Origin of the sequence: Pseudonocardia adelaidensis, from assembly GCF_039543345.1 — a bacterium.
Lineage (GTDB): Bacteria > Actinomycetota > Actinomycetes > Mycobacteriales > Pseudonocardiaceae > Pseudonocardia > Pseudonocardia adelaidensis.
Window position 1 is genome coordinate 22072 of the sequence record NZ_BAABJO010000045.1, and the last position, 18314, is coordinate 40385.

At 73.4% G+C, this 18314-nt stretch carries 21 protein-coding genes; 8 read left to right on the forward strand and 13 right to left on the reverse strand.

What is annotated here, in order from left to right; genetic code table 11:
* Positions 1-57 precede the first annotated feature (57 nt).
* Complete coding sequence (locus ABEA81_RS38145; protein ID WP_345612248.1) at positions 58-468, forward strand: MarR family winged helix-turn-helix transcriptional regulator; 411 nt, start codon at positions 58-60, stop codon at positions 466-468.
* 34 nt (positions 469-502) lie between these two features.
* On the opposite strand, the gene ABEA81_RS38150 is transcribed toward ABEA81_RS38145, so the two are convergent.
* From ABEA81_RS38150 to ABEA81_RS38160, 3 genes are read right to left on the reverse strand one after another with little or no spacing between them, the layout of a single operon-like run.
* Positions 503-1150 carry an MOSC domain-containing protein gene (locus tag ABEA81_RS38150; protein ID WP_345612250.1) on the reverse strand — a complete coding sequence of 216 codons (648 nt, stop codon included), beginning with the start codon at positions 1148-1150 and terminating at the stop codon, positions 503-505.
* Positions 1147-2181 (reverse strand): nitronate monooxygenase, encoded by a 1035-nt coding sequence (locus ABEA81_RS38155; RefSeq protein ID WP_345612252.1) that lies wholly within the window; start codon positions 2179-2181, stop codon positions 1147-1149. The genes ABEA81_RS38150 and ABEA81_RS38155 overlap by 4 nt, the downstream gene beginning before the upstream one ends.
* 55 nt (positions 2182-2236) lie before the next feature.
* Positions 2237-2617 (reverse strand): hypothetical protein, encoded by a 381-nt coding sequence (locus tag ABEA81_RS38160; protein ID WP_345612253.1) that lies wholly within the window; start codon positions 2615-2617, stop codon positions 2237-2239.
* A 70-nt stretch (positions 2618-2687) separates the two neighbouring features.
* Here ABEA81_RS38160 and ABEA81_RS38165 point away from each other — a divergent pair, with 70 nt between their 5' ends.
* Positions 2688-3056: a hypothetical protein gene (locus ABEA81_RS38165; RefSeq protein ID WP_345612255.1), complete on the forward strand. Its 369-nt coding sequence runs from the start codon at positions 2688-2690 to the stop codon at positions 3054-3056.
* An 82-nt stretch (positions 3057-3138) separates the two neighbouring features.
* Here ABEA81_RS38165 and lepA read toward each other — a convergent pair whose 3' ends face one another.
* Positions 3139-4977, reverse strand: a complete 1839-nt coding sequence (lepA, locus tag ABEA81_RS38170) for a translation elongation factor 4 (RefSeq protein WP_345612257.1) — start codon at positions 4975-4977, stop codon at positions 3139-3141.
* A gap of 230 nt (positions 4978-5207) precedes the next feature.
* On the opposite strand from lepA, the gene ABEA81_RS38175 reads away from it, so the two are divergent.
* Together ABEA81_RS38175 and rpsT are read left to right on the forward strand one after the other, a co-directional pair.
* Positions 5208-6920 (forward strand): GGDEF domain-containing protein, encoded by a 1713-nt coding sequence (locus ABEA81_RS38175; RefSeq protein ID WP_345612259.1) that lies wholly within the window; start codon positions 5208-5210, stop codon positions 6918-6920.
* 148 nt (positions 6921-7068) lie between these two features.
* Positions 7069-7329: a 30S ribosomal protein S20 gene (rpsT, locus tag ABEA81_RS38180; RefSeq protein ID WP_345612261.1), complete on the forward strand. Its 261-nt coding sequence runs from the start codon at positions 7069-7071 to the stop codon at positions 7327-7329.
* Positions 7330-7403: 74 nt separating this feature from the next.
* Here the strand turns inward: rpsT and ABEA81_RS38185 are convergent, their stop codons facing one another.
* A complete protein-coding gene (locus ABEA81_RS38185) occupies positions 7404-8270 on the reverse strand; it encodes an LLM class F420-dependent oxidoreductase (protein ID WP_345612264.1) in 867 nt (288 codons plus the stop codon).
* Between the two features lie 106 nt (positions 8271-8376).
* Positions 8377-9042, reverse strand: coding sequence for a B3/B4 domain-containing protein (locus ABEA81_RS38190; RefSeq protein WP_345612266.1), 666 nt, complete (start codon positions 9040-9042; stop codon positions 8377-8379).
* Between the two features lie 28 nt (positions 9043-9070).
* Between ABEA81_RS38190 and pdxR the strand changes: the two genes are divergently transcribed.
* The gene (gene pdxR, locus ABEA81_RS38195) at positions 9071-10489 is read left to right on the forward strand and encodes a MocR-like pyridoxine biosynthesis transcription factor PdxR (protein ID WP_345612268.1); all 1419 of its coding nucleotides are present in this window, start codon (positions 9071-9073) and stop codon (positions 10487-10489) included.
* On the opposite strand, the gene ABEA81_RS38200 is transcribed toward pdxR, so the two are convergent.
* From ABEA81_RS38200 to ABEA81_RS38225, 6 genes are all read right to left on the reverse strand, one after another.
* On the reverse strand, positions 10464-11336 hold the full coding sequence (locus ABEA81_RS38200) for an alpha/beta fold hydrolase (protein ID WP_345612271.1): 873 nt from the start codon (positions 11334-11336) through the stop codon (positions 10464-10466). The two genes, pdxR and ABEA81_RS38200, sit on opposite strands and share 26 nt — an antisense overlap.
* A 79-nt stretch (positions 11337-11415) precedes the next feature.
* Positions 11416-11883 (reverse strand): TetR/AcrR family transcriptional regulator, encoded by a 468-nt coding sequence (locus ABEA81_RS38205; RefSeq protein ID WP_345612273.1) that lies wholly within the window; start codon positions 11881-11883, stop codon positions 11416-11418.
* A 248-nt stretch (positions 11884-12131) separates the two neighbouring features.
* Positions 12132-12926 (reverse strand): SCO1664 family protein, encoded by a 795-nt coding sequence (locus ABEA81_RS38210; RefSeq protein WP_345612275.1) that lies wholly within the window; start codon positions 12924-12926, stop codon positions 12132-12134.
* An 11-nt stretch (positions 12927-12937) separates the two neighbouring features.
* The gene (locus ABEA81_RS38215) at positions 12938-13507 is read right to left on the reverse strand and encodes a DUF3090 domain-containing protein (RefSeq protein ID WP_345612277.1); all 570 of its coding nucleotides are present in this window, start codon (positions 13505-13507) and stop codon (positions 12938-12940) included.
* Positions 13508-13557: 50 nt separating this feature from the next.
* Positions 13558-14265, reverse strand: coding sequence for a histidine phosphatase family protein (locus ABEA81_RS38220; protein WP_345612279.1), 708 nt, complete (start codon positions 14263-14265; stop codon positions 13558-13560).
* A gap of 35 nt (positions 14266-14300) precedes the next feature.
* Positions 14301-15122 (reverse strand): undecaprenyl-diphosphate phosphatase, encoded by an 822-nt coding sequence (locus tag ABEA81_RS38225; protein WP_345612282.1) that lies wholly within the window; start codon positions 15120-15122, stop codon positions 14301-14303.
* Between the two features lie 51 nt (positions 15123-15173).
* On the opposite strand from ABEA81_RS38225, the gene ABEA81_RS38230 reads away from it, so the two are divergent.
* Both ABEA81_RS38230 and ABEA81_RS38235 read left to right on the forward strand, forming a co-directional pair.
* Positions 15174-16118, forward strand: coding sequence for an aldo/keto reductase (locus ABEA81_RS38230; protein ID WP_345612284.1), 945 nt, complete (start codon positions 15174-15176; stop codon positions 16116-16118).
* A 98-nt stretch (positions 16119-16216) separates the two neighbouring features.
* Positions 16217-16456, forward strand: coding sequence for a DUF5703 family protein (locus ABEA81_RS38235; protein ID WP_345612286.1), 240 nt, complete (start codon positions 16217-16219; stop codon positions 16454-16456).
* 16 nt (positions 16457-16472) lie between these two features.
* Here ABEA81_RS38235 and ABEA81_RS38240 read toward each other — a convergent pair whose 3' ends face one another.
* Entirely contained in the window at positions 16473-17321 is an 849-nt protein-coding gene (locus ABEA81_RS38240; protein WP_345612288.1) for a helix-turn-helix domain-containing protein, read from the reverse strand.
* Between the two features lie 101 nt (positions 17322-17422).
* Here ABEA81_RS38240 and ABEA81_RS38245 point away from each other — a divergent pair, with 101 nt between their 5' ends.
* Positions 17423-18289, forward strand: coding sequence for an aldo/keto reductase family oxidoreductase (locus tag ABEA81_RS38245; protein WP_345612291.1), 867 nt, complete (start codon positions 17423-17425; stop codon positions 18287-18289).
* Positions 18290-18314: the final 25 nt, after the last annotated feature.

The window sequence follows — 18314 nt, forward strand, 5'->3', positions numbered from 1 at the left end:
GTGTCTGAGCCACCAAGTCGAATGGCGCCGGGGAGTATCCCCGCCCCGGCGCCGCGGGTGACAGGTCTGGTCGAACTCCTCGACCGATTGGACCGCGCCGTCGCCGCCTCGCTCTCGCCGGTCACATCGGCCGAGGGCGTGAGCCGTGACGGATGGCGGGTGCTGCTGATGCTCGCCCGCGGCGGCGGGCGGAGCATGGGCGAGATCGCCACGCACACCGCCCTGCCGGCCCCCACCGCCACTCGCGTGGTCGACCGCCTGGTCGCCGCGCAGCTGGCCTACCGCCGCACCGACCCCGTCGATCGCCGGCGGGTGCTCGTCCACCTCGCGGGTGGAGGCCGCGCCGTGGTCGAGAGAGTCTGCGGCAGGGTGGAGCGCCACGCGGGCGAAGCCCTCGGCTCCGCCCACACCCCCGAACGCGCCCAACTCGCCGAGCTCCTCGAGGCACTGGCGAGCCAGCCCGCCTGACCCCGACATCCCCCGAATCCCCCGAATCCCCGACCTACGCCCCCAACAGCTGAAGCGTCCTGTCCAACCAGGCCTGGTCCCGGACCCCCATGTACCGCCGGGCCACGGCCACCTCGGGTGCACGCTCCCGCGACACGGTGGACGCCGCCAACAGGTCGGCCACGGTCACCCCGTGGCCCGGCCGGTCGAGCACCTCCACCGTGTCGCCGGCGCGCACCGGCCCTGGCCGCTCCACGGCCAGGTACGCCCCCGGTCGCCCGGCCGCGATGAACCGCTTGACGAGATCGGGCACCCCGCGGAACGCGGCGAACACCCGGCACGGGATGCGGGTGCTGCGCACCTGCAGCACGGCCTCGCCCACCTGCCAGCGCTCGCCGAGCAGCGCGCCGGTGCAGTCGACGCCGGACACCGTGAGGTTCTCGCCCACACCGCCGGGCCGGACGGCCTGGCCGAGCTCGGCGGCCCAGAAGGCGAGGTCCTCGACCGCGTACGCGTAGACGGCCTGGTCCGGGCCGCCGTGGTGCTCGGTGTGGCAGATCGTGTCGCCCTGCACGCCCTCGGTGTCGAGCAGCACCGGGCCGTCGACGGGTCGCTTGTCGATGCCGGTCCTGCCGTCCGGCGCCCGGGTCTCGATGTCGCTGCGCACCACGGCGACGTTGACGGACTCGATCCTCCCCGTCATCGGGCGACCCCCGCGGCGACACGGGACGCCGCTGCGCGGGTCTCCTCCAGGAGCCTCGCCACGAGCTCGGCCGCCGGCAGCTCCCGCACGAGCGGGTAGGCCTGCCCCGCCCAGAGGTTCGTGGTGGCCGGGTCGCCGTGGGCCCTGATCGGTCGCGTCATGTGGTGCACCTGTGGGTAGGCGGCCGGGGCCGCGGCGGAGTGGGCGTCGAGGAACGCGTTGCGGATGCCGCGCGCCGGGCGGCCGGTGAACGCGCGGGTGATCGCGGTCGGCGGGCCGCCGGGATCGGCCAGCGCGGCCCGGTGCGCCGGCTTGGTGCCGGCCTCCGGGCAGACCAGGAACGCGGTGCCGAGCTGGGCCGCCACCGCGCCCGCGGCGAGCGCGGCGGCGATGCCCGCGCCGTCGACGATGCCGCCCGTGGCCACCAGCGGCAGGTCGGCGGCGGCCGCGACCAGCCGCAGCAGCGCGAGCAGCCCGTACTGCTGCCCGCCCGCCGGGTCGGCGGGGTCGTTGTCGAACACGCCCCGGTGCGCTCCCGCCTCGATGCCCTGCACCACGAGCCCGTCGACGCCCGCCGCGGCCGCCCGCCGCGCCTCCTGCGGGCTGGTGACGGTGGCGAGCACCTCGGTGCCCACCGCCTGCAACCGGGACACCGCGTCCGGGTCGGGGCAGCCGAACGTGAACGACACCACCGGCACCGGGTCGGCCAGCAGCAGGGCGAGCTTGTCCGGGTACCCGTCGTCGTCCCAGACCGGGTCGCCCGGCTCCATGCCGGCGGCGGCGAGCCGGTCCCGGTAGTCGGCGACCCCGGCGTCGCGGCGCTCGCCCGGGAGGAACAGGTTGACGCCGAAGGGCCGTGCGGTGCGCTCCCGGACGGCGCCGATCGCGGCTCCCAGAGCGGTGGCGTCGAGGTAACCGCCTGCGAGGAACCCGAAGCCGCCTGCGTCGGACACCGCTGTGACGAGCTCGGGTGTGGTGGGGCCGCCTGCCATCGGGGCCAGCACGATCGGGGAGTCGAGCGCGGTCAGCACCCTGATCACGCTAGCCCGGCGGTGCGGGTGCGGCACCGGAGTTGTGAGCGGCGAGTCAGCCGCCGCGCAGGAAGGCTTCGGCCGTCGCCTGACCGGCCGCCGCGTACGGGAACGCCACGAGCAGCACCGCCCCGACCGCGATGACGAGGACGCGGCGCAGCCAGCCGCCGCGGACCACGAGCCACCCCGCGACGTAGGCGACCACGAGCGGCAGGGTGATCGTGTAGAGCGCGGTGAGCTCGGCACCGGGCTCGTCGGACGGCGGGCCGCCCCCGACCGCCGTGAGCACCACCCCGACGGCCGCGATGACGACGATGCCGGCCGCGAGGGCCGTCCACCTGCCCTTCGCCCGCCCCGCCACCACGCCGATGAGGAGCACGGCGAGCAGCGCGGCGCCCGTCACGGCGGGGGCGTAGGGCAGGAGACCGTCGATCATGCACCCCATCGTGCCCCCCGACCGGGTCATCCGGGCGGCCGCCGCGCCGATGCTGATCTAGCGTCGAGGCGTGCGCCGCTCGACAGCCGCAACCGCCCTGGTCACCGCGCTCGCGCTGGGCGTGCTCGGCCCGCCCGCCACCGCGCTGGCCCAGCCGCCCGGCAGCGACGTCGGCGCGTGCCTCGACGGGAACTGCACGCTGCGGGTGACGGGTCCGGTCGACATCCCGCTCGACGGCCGCGCCGGTCCGATCGGGCTCTCGGTGTCGTCGATCGGGCCGTTCGCGGTGGCGTTCTGGGTGCACCGGCCCAGCGGCAACGGCCTGGGCGTGGTCGGCCCCTCCGGCTCCGTGCGGTTCACATCGGACAAGGGCTCGCTCGCCGTGCGCCTGCTCGAGCTCGGCCCCGATGCCGCGGTGATCGAGCTGACCACCACATAGCGGCGGGTGTCACACACGAACTGCGGTACTCACACACCAACTGCAGTTCGCGTGCCGGCACCGATGTCGGTGTGCGACCGGCCTACTTCTTCGCCTTGTCCGCCGTGGACTCCGTGGACAGTGCCGCGACGAAGGCCTCCTGCGGGACCTCGACCCGCCCGATGGTCTTCATCCGCTTCTTGCCCTCCTTCTGCTTCTCCAGGAGCTTGCGCTTGCGGGTGATGTCACCGCCGTAGCACTTCGCGAGGACGTCCTTGCGCATCGCGCGAATGTTCTCGCGCGCGATGATGCGGGACCCGATCGCCGCCTGGATCGGCACCTCGAACTGCTGGCGCGGAATCAGCTCGCGCAGTTTGGAGGCCATGGTCGTGCCGTAGGAGTAGGCCTGGTCCTTGTGCCGGATGGCCGAGAACGCGTCGACCGGCTCGCCCTGCAGCAGGATGTCGACCTTGACCAGGTCGGACGCCTGCTCGCCCGCCTCCTCGTAGTCGAGCGAGGCGTAGCCGCGGGTGCGGGACTTCAGCGCGTCGAAGAAGTCGAAGATGATCTCCGCGAGCGGCATCGTGTAGCGCAGCTCGACGCGGCTCTCCGAGAGGTAGTCCATGCCGCCGAGCTGCCCACGCCTGGCCTGGCACAGCTCCATGATCGCCCCGATGTACTCCGACGGCGCCAGGATCGTGGTCCTGACCACCGGCTCGTACACCTCGGCGACCTTGCCGGTGGGCCAGTCCGACGGGTTGGTGACGATCATCTCCGTGCCGTCGTCGAGCACCACCCGGTAGACGACGTTCGGGGCGGTGGAGATCAGGTCGAGGCCTGCCTCGCGCTCCAGCCGGTCGCGGGTGATCTCCAGGTGCAGCAGGCCGAGGAAGCCGCAGCGAAAGCCGAAGCCGAGCGCCGCCGACGTCTCCGGCTCGTAGGTGAGCGCGGCGTCGTTGAGCTGCAGCTTGTCGAGCGCGTCGCGCAACTCCGGGTAGTCGGAGCCGTCCACGGGGTAGAGCCCGGAGTAGACCATGGGGCGCGGCTCGCGATAGCCGGTGAGCGGCTCGGTGGCGCCGTGGCGCTGGCTGGTGACGGTGTCACCCACCTTCGACTGGCGCACGTCCTTGACGCCGGTGATGAGGTAGCCCACCTCGCCGACGCCCAGACCGGCCGACGCCTTGGGCTCCGGCGAGACGATCCCCACCTCGAGGAGCTCGTGGGTGGCGCCGGTGGACATCATCTTGATCCGCTCGCGCGGGGTGATCTTCCCGTCGACGACGCGGATGTACGTGACGACGCCCCGGTAGGTGTCGTACACCGAGTCGAAGATCATCGCCCGGGCCGGGGCGTCCGGGTCGCCCTGCGGCGCCGGCACCGCGTCCACGACCTCGTCGAGCAGCTCGGTCACGCCCTCGCCGGTCTTGGCGCTCACCCGCAGCACGTCCCACGGCTCGCAGCCGATGATGTGGGCGATCTCGGCGGCGTAGCGGTCCGGGTCGGCCGCCGGCAGGTCGATCTTGTTGAGGACCGGGATGATCGTGAGGTCCTTGTCGAGCGCCAGGTAGAGGTTGGCGAGCGTCTGCGCCTCGATCCCCTGCGCGGCGTCGACGAGCAGGATCGCGCCCTCGCACGCCTCGAGGGCGCGCGAGACCTCGTAGGTGAAGTCGACGTGGCCCGGCGTGTCGATCAGGTGCAGGACGTGGTCCTTGCCGTCGACCTGCCAGGGCAGCCGCACGTTCTGGGCCTTGATCGTGATGCCGCGCTCGCGCTCGATGTCCATCCGGTCGAGGTACTGGGCGCGCATCAGGCGTTCCTCGACCACGCCGGTGAGCTGCAGCATCCGGTCGGCCAGGGTCGACTTGCCGTGGTCGATGTGGGCGATGATGCAGAAGTTCCGGATCAGCTCCGGCGGCGTGAACGTCTGATCGGCGAAACTCACTCTGTTCCTTCTCCTACGGGTTCCCCACATCGTCCCACGCGGGCAGGGGGCCCGGTCCGAACGGGCTGCCACCCTCATCCGACGAACGGACCCCCGGGCCTGCCCGGTCACGGTGCGTGACCGCCGGGCAACCATCCGTTGGATCTTGGGGCCAAGATCGCCCCGCACGCTCATCGCAGGCCCTGTGACGTGCCACGATGCCGGACACCAGAGGTTGCGGGGAGCGAGCGGTGACATCGACGCGCACGGCCGCCGAGTGCGCCCTCCTGAGGGGGGCGCCGGAGTGCACGTGCACGCAGGACAGCCCGGTCCTCACCGAGGAGCAGATCGTCACCCGCGCGCTCAGCAAGCTCCGCTTCGAGCAGCGCGCCGACCCCGCGGGCAAGGCGGCGGCGCGCCGGGGGTTGGACGCGATGCTCGCCCAGGCCCGCCGGGAGGGCCCGTCCACGTTGGTCTCCGAGTTGCTCCGGATGGGCCTCATGATCCGGCTCCTCGGCGCGGACGAGGCCGACGCCGACGACGTCGAGGCGCTGCTGCAGGAGTTCATCGAGCTCGCCGAGATCGACGCCGACCCGCGCCGCCTCGGCGAGGCCGCCACCCTGCGTGCGCACCGCACCGCGGTGTTCGGCCACGCGGAGAACGCGCTCGCCGATGCCGCCTCCGCGTTCGCCATCCTCACCGACATCACCGCCCCGGCGCCGGACGAGGACCCGGCACGCTGGTCGCGCTACCTCTCCCGCAGCCTCAACGGGCTCGTGGTCGTGCTGCTCAAGCTGGGCTCCCACGAGCTCGCCGACGAGGTCTCGCAGCGCGCCGTCGCCGTCTCGGAGGGCACGGGGTCGGTGATGGACCGGCTCGTGCACCAGCTCAACCGGGTGCGCCTGCAGCTGTCGTGGGCGTTGCGGCTCGAACGCGGCGGGCGCGACACGGCAGCGGCCACCCGGTTCACCGCCGCGGCGCACACCGCGCACGCCGCGGCCGGCCTCTGGACCACCGCGATGCGCAGCGGGCGGCCCGCCACCGAGGAGTGCTCGGTGATCGGTGCCGCGTACGCGCTGGTCCGGCCCGACCCGCGGCACCTCGACATGCTGGTGCGCCTGCACCCGGTGGCGCACTTCCCCGAGGACCGGATCGCGCTGGCCATCGCCACCGCCCGCTGCCTGCTCGAGGCGGGCCGGCCCCGGGACGCCGCGGTCGCGCTCGACCCGCTGCAGGCGGAGCTGCTCCACGGAAAAACCTCCGAGGGCGTGCTCGCACTCGCACTGCACCGCGAGGTCGCCCGCGTCGACCAGATCGCCCACCGCGGCGCCCCGTCCGAGACGCTGCAGCACTACACCAGCGCGCTGGAGAGCGAGCTGTGGGAACTGCGCGAGGCGCGGCACACGGCGCTGCGCAGCCACGCCGAGCAGCACCGGCTCGCCCGCGAGCACGGCGCCGTGGCCGCCCAGGCCATGCAGGACCCGCTCACCGGGCTGCCCAACCGGCGGGCGCTCGACGTCCGGCTCGCCGAGGCCTGCACTGACATCGCGGGCCAGCCCTGCGCGGTGGCCCTGATCGACCTCGACGGGTTCAAGGACGTCAACGACGAGCGCTCGCACGCCGCGGGCGACGAGGTCCTGCGCGTGATCGCGGACTGCCTGCGCGGCACGCTCCGCGCGCAGGACCTCGTGGCCCGCTACGGCGGCGACGAGTTCGTCGTGGTCATGCCGTCCACGCCACTGCCGGTGGCGGCCGCGGCGATGCGGCGGGCGGCCGCGGCGGTGGCTTCGCTGCCCGTCGACGTCGCGGCGGGTGTCACGACGTCGATCGGGGTGGTGCGGGCCCCGCTGGACGGCGATCCCGCCGTGGCGATGGCCGCGGCCGACGCCGCCATGTACCGCGCCAAGCACGCGGGCGGCAACGCGGTGGTCAGCGGCGCGGCGGTGCCGGTCGCCGGGCGCTAGCACCCGCTCCGGCGAACAGGGCCGATTTCGTCCGGGAATCCGACCCGCTGTAACATGGACCGTCGAGCGCCCGGCGTGCCGCACGATCCCTCGCCGCCGGTGCGGAGAGCGAGCAGTCCACCGGCAGGAAGAAACTCGAGGCATTCGCGTGGCCAACATCAAGTCCCAGATCAAGCGGGTCAAGACCAACGAGAAGCGCCGCCTGCGCAACAAGTCGGTCAAGTCCGCCGTCCGCACGGCCGTGCGGCAGTTCCGCGAGGCCGCCGAGGCCGGCGACACCGAGAAGGCCACGCAGCTCCAGCGCGCGGCCTCTCGGGCACTGGACAAGGCCGCCAGCAAGGGCGTCATCCACAAGAACCAGGCCGCCAACCGCAAGTCGGCGATGGCCAGGCGCGTCGACGCGCTCTGATCCCGAGAACGGCGATACCGACACCACGGCGCCGATCCGCGAGATGCGGATCGGCGCCGTCGTGCTGAACGGGGTCAGAGCTCGGCGGCCGCCGGCACCAGCTCACGCCCGATGATCTCCAGCGGGGTCAGCTCCCAGACCCGCGGCACCCAGCCGTGCACCTCCTGCACGCCGAGCTTGGCGAGCCGCTCCAGCTCGGAGCGCACCGCGTCGACCTTCTCACCCCGCTCCCCGACGTCGAGCGGGAACATGACGGTCTTCTCGATCTCCTCGTAGGGCCGGCCCACGGCCTCGCAGTGCCCCCGCAGGACGTCGAGCTTGCGCTCGAGATCGGGCCCGTTGAACAGGTTGCACGCCTGCGCGTACTGCGCCACCAGCCTCAGCGTCTTCTTCTCCCCGCCCCCGCCGATCAGGATGGGCGGGCGGCGCACCGGCTGGGGCCGGTTGAGCGTGCGGTCGAGCCGGTAGTGCCTGCCGACGTAGGGCTCCTCGCTCTCGCTCCACATCTGCTGCACGATCTGCAGCGTCTCCTCGAGCCGCTCGAAGCGCTCCGCGGTGGGCGGGAACGGCAGCCCCAGCCCACGGGCCTCGTCGCCGTTCCACGCGGCCCCGATCCCGAGCATCGCGCGCCCGCCCGACAGCACGTCCAGCGTGCTGACGAGCTTGGCGAGCATCCCCGGCTCGCGGTAGCTCACCGCCGTGACCCAGGCGAGCAGCTCCACGCGCGACGTGCGCGCGGCCAGGTACCCCAGCGTCGTGTAGGCCTCCAGCATCTCGTGCTCGGGCGGGCCGAGCACGGAGATCTGCCACACGTGGTCCATCACGCTCACGCGCGCGAACCCGGCCTCCTCGGCTGCGGTGGCGATGCGGGTCAGGTCATCGGCGAGGCGTGCCGGGCCCGACGGGTAGGTGAAGTCCGCGATGTGCAGACCGATGTCCACGTCTGATCCTCCGTAGTCCGCTTCTCGATCGCGTCACCACCGACGCTATCCCTCACGACGTCCACGGACGGGTCGTCAGGCTGGCCCTGCTGATACCAGGATCGGCTCAGTCGACGGTCGCGGCCGGCTGGAACTCGCGCAGGAGCGCCACGATCTCCTGCCGCGCCGCGGCGACGTCCCGCGCCGCCCCGTCGTGCAGACCCTCCACGACGACGAGCGCGTCCGTCGTCGTCTCCCGGGTCGCGCTCTGGGCGCTCTGCCGCCAGCACCAGCGCCGGGCGCAGGCGACCTCCGCCCGGTCGACGAACACCACCTCCCCCGGCTCCGGCGCGACGGGCTGCTCGGCTCCGAGGTCGGTGAACCGCTCGTTCCCGGTGGCGAACCGCACGGTGATGTCCTCGTCGATCCCGGCGAGGTCGACGACCGCGACCGGTAGGGCGTACCGGATCGACACGAGGTTCCCGAGGTCGACGAGTGCGTTGATGGACGGGATGTCGCCCTGCTTGGCGAGCCGCCGCAGCAGCGCCTCCGCGGCGCTGCGGTACTGCGTCGGCTTGGCGCCGAACCCGGCGAACGCCCGCCGCCACGCCGCGATCGACGGCAGCCCGGCGGGCGGCGTGGTCGCGAGGCGCCCCGCGACCTCCCGCTGGACGGCGCGGTAGCGCTGCAGCAGCGCGGGGGGCGTCGGGCCGTTGGTCAGGCCGGAGGCGAGGACGGTCCCGGCGTGGACGCCCGGGTACCGGTCGAGCACGGCACGGTCGTAGCGGAACACGCCGGACACGCTAGGCCAGACTGGTCCCGTGACCGAGTCCACGGAGCCCGTGATCAACGGGACCAATCCGGGTCTGCGCATCGAGCTCGACGACGTCAGGGCGCGTGGCTCCCGGGCGCTGGCCGACGGGCTGGCCGACGCGCTGCGCCACGCGGTCCGCGCCGGCCGGCTGCCCGCCGGCACACGGCTGCCGGCGTCGCGCAGCCTCGCCGCCGACCTCGCGGTCTCCCGCGGCGTGGTGGTGCGGGCGTACGAGCAGCTCGTGGCCGAGGGCTACCTCCAGGCGCACACGGGGCGCGGCACGGTGGTGAGCGACGTCCACACCGGCGGGAGCGCGGCCCCGCCGCCGATCCGGCCGTTCGAGCCGGGCAACCCGGGCGTGCCGGCGCTGGGCGCGTTCCCCCGCACCGAATGGCTCCGGGCGCTGGAGACGGCGATGGGGTCGCTGCCCGACGCGGAGCTGGGCTACGGCGACCCGCGCGGCCACCCCCGGCTGCGCCGCGCGCTCGCCGCCTACCTGGGGCGCACCCGCGCGGTCGTCGCCCCGCTGGACCGGATCGTCGTCACCGGCGGGTTCGCGCAGGCGGCCCGGGTGATCGCGGAGGCGCTCGTCCGCCACGACGTCCCGGCCGTCGGTGTCGAGGACCCCGGCTCGGTCGGGGTCCTCGAGACGTTCCGCATCGGTGGCCTCGACACGCACCCGATCCCGGTGGACGAGAACGGCCTCGACGTGGACGCGCTGGCCGCCACGGAGCTGCGCGCCGTCTCCGTGACGCCCGCCCACCAGTTCCCCACCGGCGCCGTCCTCGCGCCCGCCCGGCGCACGGCGCTGCTGGAGTGGGCCGTCGCGCGCGAGGCGGTGGTGATCGAGGACGACTACGACGCCGAGTACCGCTACGACCGCTCCCCCGTCGGCGCGCTGCAGGGCCTCGCCCCCGACCGCGTGGTGTACGGCGGCAGCATTTCCAAGACCCTCGCCCCCGGCCTGCGGCTCGGGTGGGTCGTCGCGCCCGCCTGGCTCGCGACGACGCTGACGGAGGTGAAGCACTGGGCGGACATCGCGGAACCGGTGCTCGACCAGGTCGCGCTCGCCGTCTTCATCGAGACGGGCGCGCTCGACCGCCACATCCGGCGGATGGCCGTCCGCTACGCGGAACGCCGCCGCGCGCTGCTGGCGGCCGTGGCCCGGCACCTGCCCGGCTGGTCCGTCACCGGGGTCGCCGCGGGCCTGCACGCCGTGCTCGTCCCGCAACGCCCGGTGCCGCCCGACGCGCTCGACGCGATGGCGCACGCGCCCGGCGGGCTGGGCGCGATCCCGCTCGCCGCGTACGCGCAGTCGGCCCGGCCCCGGCCGGGCCTCGTGGTCGGCTACGGGTCGCTCACCACCGACCGGATCGAACGGGGCATCGCCGCGATGGCCGCTACGCCGTTGCGGGTGCGTGGGTGAACTCGCGGATGATCCGCGCGAGCCGCGCCGGCTGGTCCAGGGGGATGAGCGTGTAGCTGTCGTCCACCTCGACCAGCTTCCCCTGCGGGAGGAGTTCCGCGAGGCGACGGCCGTGCTCGGGCGGCATCACACGGTCGTCGCCCGCCCAGACCACGAGGGCCGGACGGTCGAAGCTCGGCAGGAACCGTGCCGCCTCGAGCAGGAATCCCGGGTCCGCCGCCGCCGCTCGCAGCGTTCGCACGGCGTCGTGCCGGATTCCCGGCTGCGTCATGACGGGCCCGACCCACCTGGCGGTGGCGGCGTCGCCCCGCTTGGTCAGCCACCCGAAGGCCACCGGGAGCCGTCGGATCGCCCGGAGCCGCATCTGCTGCATGAACAGCCCGAACACCAGGGGCGGGAGCTTTCCGGCGAACACGAGCGTCCTGCCGGTGAGGCCCGGCGGGAAGTTGTCGAACGCATCGCACGAGACGAGTACGACCCGTCCCACGCGGCTCGTGCTCTCGCGCATGAGCAGCTGGACGAGCGCACCCCCGGTGTCGTTCCCCACGAGGGTGACATCACGCAGATCGAGGCGATCGAGGAACTCCGAGACGAGCCGGGCAGCACCGGGGAGTGACAGGTCGGCGTCCGGGTGCATCGGGTGACGATGCGCCCCGAGCGGCAGCGTCGGTGCCACGCACCGGTGATCGGCGGACAGGTCGGCGATGGGGCCGTCCCACAGGGAGGCATCCATCATCAGCCCGTGCAACAGGACGACCGTGGGCCCGGCGCCGCCGGTGTCCTCGTACTCGATCGTGCCGGCGGACAGGGTGATGCGAACCGTCTTCCGCTCCGCGAGCTCTCGCACGTCGACCTCCGAGTGGGCGGGTTCGCCCCAGAAGCGAAGTGAACCACGCGGTTCGCAAAGTGTCCACCGACCGTCGCGGCTACCGCGCGGAGGCAGGGTGATCGTCGGCGGCCTCCTCTCGCTCCAGCGCGCGGGCCAGGGCCTCGAAACCTGCGGCGACACCCGCCGTGTCGCCGCTGGTCAGCCAGTCCACCAGGAAGCCTCGGAGCACCGCGAGGATCATCTCGGCCACCTCGACCTTGCGCTGGTCGGACCAGTGATCAGGGCAGAGGGCCACCAACGTCGGCAGGTACTGCTCGGACGCCCCCCGTCCGAGTTCCGCATAGCGGCCGGAGTCGTACATCGCCAACCCGATGGCCTGATCGAGCACGCGCAGGCCCGACTCCGCCTCCCGGAGGACCGACCACATGGCGCGCACCCGGTCCGCCAGCCTCGGATGGTCGGTCACCCCGGTCGCGGCCAGCACGTTGCCGATGCGCTTCCGGCGCAGCTCGAGGATCGCCTGCTCGAGCAGGTCCTCGGCTCCGTCGAAGTAGTAGAGCAGCACCTTGTGCGTGGTACCCGCCGCCCGTGCCGCACGCCGGAGCGAGAAGTCCACGAGACCGTTCGTCGCGAGATCGTCGGCGACCCGCGTGAGCAGTTCCCGCCGACGTGCCTCGCCGCGCCGCGACCCCGCCGATCGCCGGTAACCCGCTCGCGTTCGTGAGCCCTCGTCCGTCGAGCCGTCCACCGGGTCAGGATCCACGACCTCGTCACCCACCCCTGTGATCGACCGTCCGGCGCGTTCCCGCAGCCTCAGAAGGCCGGCCAGGGGATCGCCGGCCCGTACCCCGACGGCTCCGGGTAGCAGGACTCCTCGAGCAGGTTCTCGACGCGGTGGACGAGCGTGCGCAGCTCGCGCCGGGTGATGTGCTCGGACAGGTCCTCGGACAGCCCGCCGTCCAGCTCGGCACGCAGCCGCTCCAGCATCTCGACCACGAGGCGCGGCAGCGGCTTGCCGACCCAGCCCCACAGCACCGTGCGCAGCTTGTCCTCGATGTGCATGCACAGGCCGTGGTCGACGCCGTAGACGTTGCCGTCGACCCCGGCGAGCACGTGCCCGCCCTTGCGGTCGGCGTTGTTGGCGACCACGTCGAACGCGGCCATCGCCTGCAGCTCGGGCGTGTCGGCGTGCACGAGCACGGCGGGCTCCCCGCGGTCGCCACGGGCGCGCAGCACCCCGATCCAGCCCGGGGGCACCGCCTTCGGGTGGCAGACGTCCACGAGCTCGCGCTCGGCGTCGGTGTCGACCCACACCTGCACCATGCCGGGCCCGAACGGCCCGTCGCGCAGCACCGTGGGCGGGACGACGTGGAACCCGCCCGCCTCGGAGACCAGGTAGGCGGCCACCTCCCGGCCGGCGAGCGTGCCGTCCGGGAAGTCCCAGAGCGGCCGCTCGCCGCGCACCGGCTTGTACACGCACTCAGCGGCCAGCCCGTCGAGCGTGATGCTGCCGAAGAGGGTGGCGTTCGATGCGTCGACCAGGCGGCCGGTGATCTCGATGCGGCCGTGCCGCAGCAGTCCCGGCACGGCCGGGTCGCGTGGGTCCACCGGATCTCGCGTCAGTCCTCGGCCGGGGACCGCTGGTGGTACCCGTTGAGCCGCACGCAGACGTGACCCTCCGGGTCGAGCGGCTCGGCACACAGCGGGCACGGCGGGCGGCCCGCGGAAACCACGCGCTCGGCGCGGTCGGCGAAGGCCCGCGCCTGCACCGGCGACAGGAACACGCGCAGGGCGTCGGGGCCCTCCTCGGTGTCGTCGAGCACCACCGACTCGTCGACCTCCTCCTCGGTGACGGCGAGCAGCTCCACCACGATCGAGCGCGACTCGGCGTCCCAGCCCAGGCCCATCGTGCCGACGCGGAACTCCTCCTCGAGCGGCACCGCGAGGGGGTCGAGGTCTGTGCCGGGCTCGTCGTCGGGCAGGTCGTCGCCCCCGAACCGGCGGGCGACCTCCTGCAGCAACGCACTGATCCGGTCGGCGAGCACCGACACCTGCTGTTTCTCCAGCAGGACGCTCACCGTGCGCGCCTCCTGGATCGCCTGGAGGTAGAACGAGCGGTCGCCGGGCTCGCCGACGGTGCCCGCGACGAAGCGCTCGGGCTGGCGGAAGACGTGGATGACGCGTGACATGGCGACGTCGAGGGTAGACCGCTCCGGCTCGGACGGCACGTCCGTGACCATCAAGTCCCGGTGTCGCCGCCGACGACGGCGTCGGAGCTGCGTGCCGGCGCCTTGCGCCGCCTGCGCTTCGGAGCGGGTGGGATCAGCCCGGACACGTCGCCGCCCAGGTCGTTCACCCGCGCCACGAACGGGCGCGTCTCGGTGTAGTGCACCACGCTGATCGAGCCGGGGTCGACGACGATGCGCTGGAAGTTGTCCAAGTGGGTGGCGAGCGCGTCGGCGAGCACCGACTTGATCACGTCACCGTGGCTGCAGGCCAGCCAGACCGCGCCCGGGCCGTGCTCGGCGGCGATCCGCGCCCCGTGCCGGCGCACCGCCGCCACCGCCCGAGCCTGCATGCCCGCGAGCCCTTCGCCGTCCGGGAACACGGCCGCCGACGGGTGGGCCTGCACCACCTTCCACAGCGGTTCCTTCGCCAGCGTCTTCAGCTCCCGGCCCGTCCACGAGCCGTAGTCCACCTCGGCGAGCTCCGGCTCCGTGCCCGGCACGAGGCCCCTGGCCTCGGCCAGCGGGGCCACCGTCTGCTCGCACCGCAACATCGGCGAGCAGACGATCTCCGCGAGCGGCACGCCCGCCAGGCGGTCCACCAGTTTCTCGGCCTGCGCCCGGCCGGTGTCGTCGAGCCCGACGCCCGCGGTGCGCCCGGCGAGCACGCCGGACGCGTTGGCCGCCGACCGGCCGTGGCGGAGCAGGATGAGCGTCGTCACGACCGCCGAGCGTACGTGTGGTCAGACCGGTGCATTCACACAGCGGCCAGCCACCCGGCGCCCAGCGCGACGAACAGCACCGCACCCAGCGCCACCCGGTACCAGACGAACAGGTAGACGCTGTGCCGCTCGACGTAGCGCAGCAGCCAGGCGATCGACGCGAAGCCGATCGCGAACGCGATCACCGTCGCCACCAGCATCTGCGCGCCGGTCGGACCGTCGCCCGCGAAGACGTCCGGGATCTGGAAGATCCCCGACGCCACCACGGCCGGGATCGCCAGCAGGAACGAGTAGCGCACGGCCGCGGGACGCGTGAAGCCGAGGAAGAGGCCCGCGGTGATCGTGCCGCCGGAACGGGAGACGCCCGGGATCAGCGCCATGGCCTGTGCGAGCCCCAGCAGCATCCCGTCGGCGGCCTTCATCTGCTGCAGCTCCAGCCGCTGCCGCCCCATCCGCTCGGCGAGCCCCAGCAGCAGGCCGAACAGCACCAGCGTCGAGGCGATCAGCCACAGGTTGCGCGCCGCGGTCTGGATCTCGTCCTCGAACAGGACGCCGAGCACGCCGATCGGGATCGTGCCGATGATCACGAGCCAGGCGATCCGGTAGTCCGGGGTGGCGCGGACGGCGGGGAAGCGGAAGCCGCGCAGCCACGTGAGGAGCAGGTGACCGATGTCCCGCGCGAAGTAGACGAGCACCGCGGCCTCCGTGCCTAGCTGCGTGACCGCGGTGAAGGCAGCGCCCGCGTCGCGCCCGAAGAACACCCCGGACACGATCCGCAGGTGGGCCGACGAGGAGATCGGCAGGAACTCCGTCAGTCCCTGCACAACACCGAGCACGATCACTTCCAGCCACGTCACTCGCGGGACCGTACCGAGGGTCCCTGAGACCGCCCCACATAGGCTTCCCTCGTGCGGCGGCGACGGGTCGGGGACAGCGGGCTGGAGGTCTCCCAGATCGGACTCGGCACGATGACCTGGGGTTCCGGCACCGACATCGACGGTGCCACCGAGCAGCTCACGGCGTTCGTCGACGCGGGCGGCACCCTCGTCGAGACCGCGGAGGGCTACGGGGCGGGCACCGCCCAGGAGATGCTCGGCGAGGTGCTGGCCACGAGCGTCCGGCGGGAGGACGTCGTCATCGCCGGGCGCGGCGGCGTGCCCAGCGGCCCGCTCGGTGACGGCGCCGCCCGCGGGGCCCTGCTCGCCGGGCTGGACGCGATGCTGGAGCGGCTCGGCACCGACCACGTCGACCTCTGGCAGCTGCCCTTCTTCGACGCGCGGGTCCCGGTCGAGGAGACGCTGTCGGCCGTGCAGGTGGCGGTGTACTCCGGCAAGGCGCGCTACGCCGGGCTCGCCGGGCCCGCCGGCTGGCAGCTCGCGACTGTGGCCGAGCGGGGCCGGATGCTCGGCGGCGTCGCGGTTCCGGTCTCGGCGCAGGCCGAGTACTCGCTGCTGTGCCGCGACCCGGAGCGCGAACTGCTTCCCGCTGCCCTCCACCACGGGATCGGCCTGCTCGCCTGGGCCCCGCTCGGGCGCGGTGTGCTCACCGGCAAGTACGTCGACGGCACCCCGGCCGACTCCCGCGCCGCCTCTCCCGAGCTAGCCCCGTACGTCGAGGCCCGCCGGACCGGGCGCTCCGCCCGGATCGTGCACGCCGTGCTCACCGCTGCCGACGGGCTGGGCACGTCCCCGCTCTCCGTCGCGCTCGCGTGGGTGCGCGACCAGCCCGGCGTGGCGGCGGCCGTCGTCGGCGCCCGGGACGCGGCCCAGCTCATGGCCTCGATGGCCGCCGACCCGCTCGTGCTCCCTGCGGAGATCCGCGCCGCTCTCGACGACGTGAGCGACCCCGGCTGACCGGTGGCACGCCCGGTCGGGCGCGCCTATGGTGTGGGCATTCCACCTGACGTTCATCGCACCGTCGGGTGGCAGCGAGGTGCTAGGGAGGTGAGCCGGTGGCGCGGAGCGGCCCGACCGGCACGGTCGAGGGGGATTCTGCCGACGGGGACTGGGAGTACCGCCCGGTCCAGCTCCCGGGTGATGTGTCCCGGATGACCGCGGCGGTACGGCTGGCGATCCAGGCCGAGTTCGGCGGCTGGGAGCTGTCCCGCGTACGGCTCTACCCGGGTGGGGTCCGCAAGGTGGTGTTGCGCCGTCGGCGCAGCTCGAGAATGCTGCCGGAGCTCTCCGTCTGACTTCTCGTCCGCGTCCTCACCCACGCGAGGACGTGCGCGGCTCCTCCAGGGGCTCCGAGGCGAGCGACCCGAGCAGCGCGAGGGACCTTGCGGTTTCCGAACCCGGCTCGGCGTGGTAGATCACCAGGAGCTGGCCGTCCGAGTCGGCGATCGGGAGCTTCTCCCGGCGCAGGTCCAGCACCCCGACCTCCGGGTGGTGCATCCGGATCAGCCCGCCCGCCAGCGGCTTGACGTCGTGGCGCGCCCACAGCTGCCGGAACAGCTCGCTCGCGAGCGACAGCTCCCCCACCAGCTGCGCGAGCCGCGGGTCACCGACGTCGGTGCCGAGCGAGGTGCGGAACGCCGCGATCATGCCGCCGATGAACCGCTCCCAGCCCGGGTGCAGATCCTGCTCCTCCTCGTCGAGGAGGATCGACCGCAGCCGGTTCTCCCCGGGCCGGATCCGCGGCGACAGCGCCATGGCCAGCCGGTTCGCGGCGAGCACGTCGAACACCCGGCTCTCGACGAACGCCGGCAGGCCGACCACGTCGAGCAGCTGGCGGATCCCGGTCGGCACCACCTCGCGGCGCGGCCGCCTCGTGCGCGCCGGCCGGGCGGCCGACAGGCTCAGCAGGTACTGGGTGGCGGTGGCGTCGAGCCGGAACACGCGGGCCAGTGCCTCGAGCACCTGCGACGAGGGGTTCCGGTCGCGTCCCTGCTCGAGCCGCAGGTAGTAGTCGGCGCTGATGCCGGCGAGGGTCGCGACCTCCTCACGGCGCAGGCCCGGCGTCCGCCGCACCCCCGCCACGCGGAGCCCCACGTCGGCGGGGTCCACGAGCTCACGACGCGCACGCAGGTACTCACCGAGCACGTTCTGCCTGGTCACGATTCCATCCTAGGAGGGAATCCGCCAGCGATCCTGGTCCCGCCGCCCCCAGGATGAACAGGGCGTTCCCCGTTCCGCGGCGCCGGGCGAATCATGGGGTCATGACATCCAGCGATCTCCCCGGCGGCCGCTACCGCGTCGCCGACATCGACCTCACCCGCGTCGGCTACGGCGCCATGCAGCTCGCGGGCCCCGGCGTCTTCGGACCGCCGAAGGACCGCGACGCGGCGATCGCCGTGCTGCGCGAGGCCGTCGACCTCGGTATCAACCACATCGACACGGCCGACTTCTACGGGCCGCGCGTCACCAACGAGATCATCCGCGAGGCGCTCTTCCCGTACCCGGACGACCTGCACATCGTCACGAAGGTCGGCGCCCGCCGCGACGAGAACGGCGGCTGGCCGCACGCCCGGACCCCCGCGGAGCTGCGCGAGCAGGTCCACGACAACCTGCGGAACCTGAAGCTCGACGCCCTCGACGTGGTGAACCTGCGCGTCGGCGGCTTCGACACCCCCGAGCCGGGCTCGATCGCGGAGCAGTTCGAGGCGCTCGCCGAGCTGCAGCAGCAGGGGCTGATCCGCCACCTCGGTATCAGCACCGTCACCGCCGACCAGCTGGCCGAGGCGCAGACGATCGCGCCCGTCGTCTGCGTGCAGAACCTCTACAACGTCGCCCGCCGCGACGACGACGCCCTCGTCGACCTCACCGCGCGACAGGGCATCGCGTTCGTGCCGTACTTCCCGCTGGGCGGCTTCTCGCCGCTGCAGTCGGACGCGCTGGAGGGCGTCGCGACGCGGCTCGGCGCGACGCCGATGTCGGTCGCGCTCGCATGGCTGCTGCAGCGGTCGGAGAACATCCTGCTGATCCCCGGCACGTCGTCGGTGGCGCACCTGCGCGAGAACGTCGCCGGCGCGGCACTCGAGCTGCCGGCCGACGCGCTCGCGGAGCTGGACGCGATCGGGAGCTAGCGCCCCGCGCGTGGAGCGAACGGCA

Coding starts and splice junctions, on each gene's coding strand:
- ABEA81_RS38150 (WP_345612250.1), bottom strand. CDS start 1,150: ATGACGGGGAGGATCGAGTCCGTCAACGTCGCCGTGGTGCGCAGCGAC.
- ABEA81_RS38245 (WP_345612291.1), top strand. CDS start 17,423: ATGACATCCAGCGATCTCCCCGGCGGCCGCTACCGCGTCGCCGACATC.
- ABEA81_RS38215 (WP_345612277.1), bottom strand. CDS start 13,507: ATGTCACGCGTCATCCACGTCTTCCGCCAGCCCGAGCGCTTCGTCGCG.
- ABEA81_RS38160 (WP_345612253.1), bottom strand. CDS start 2,617: ATGATCGACGGTCTCCTGCCCTACGCCCCCGCCGTGACGGGCGCCGCG.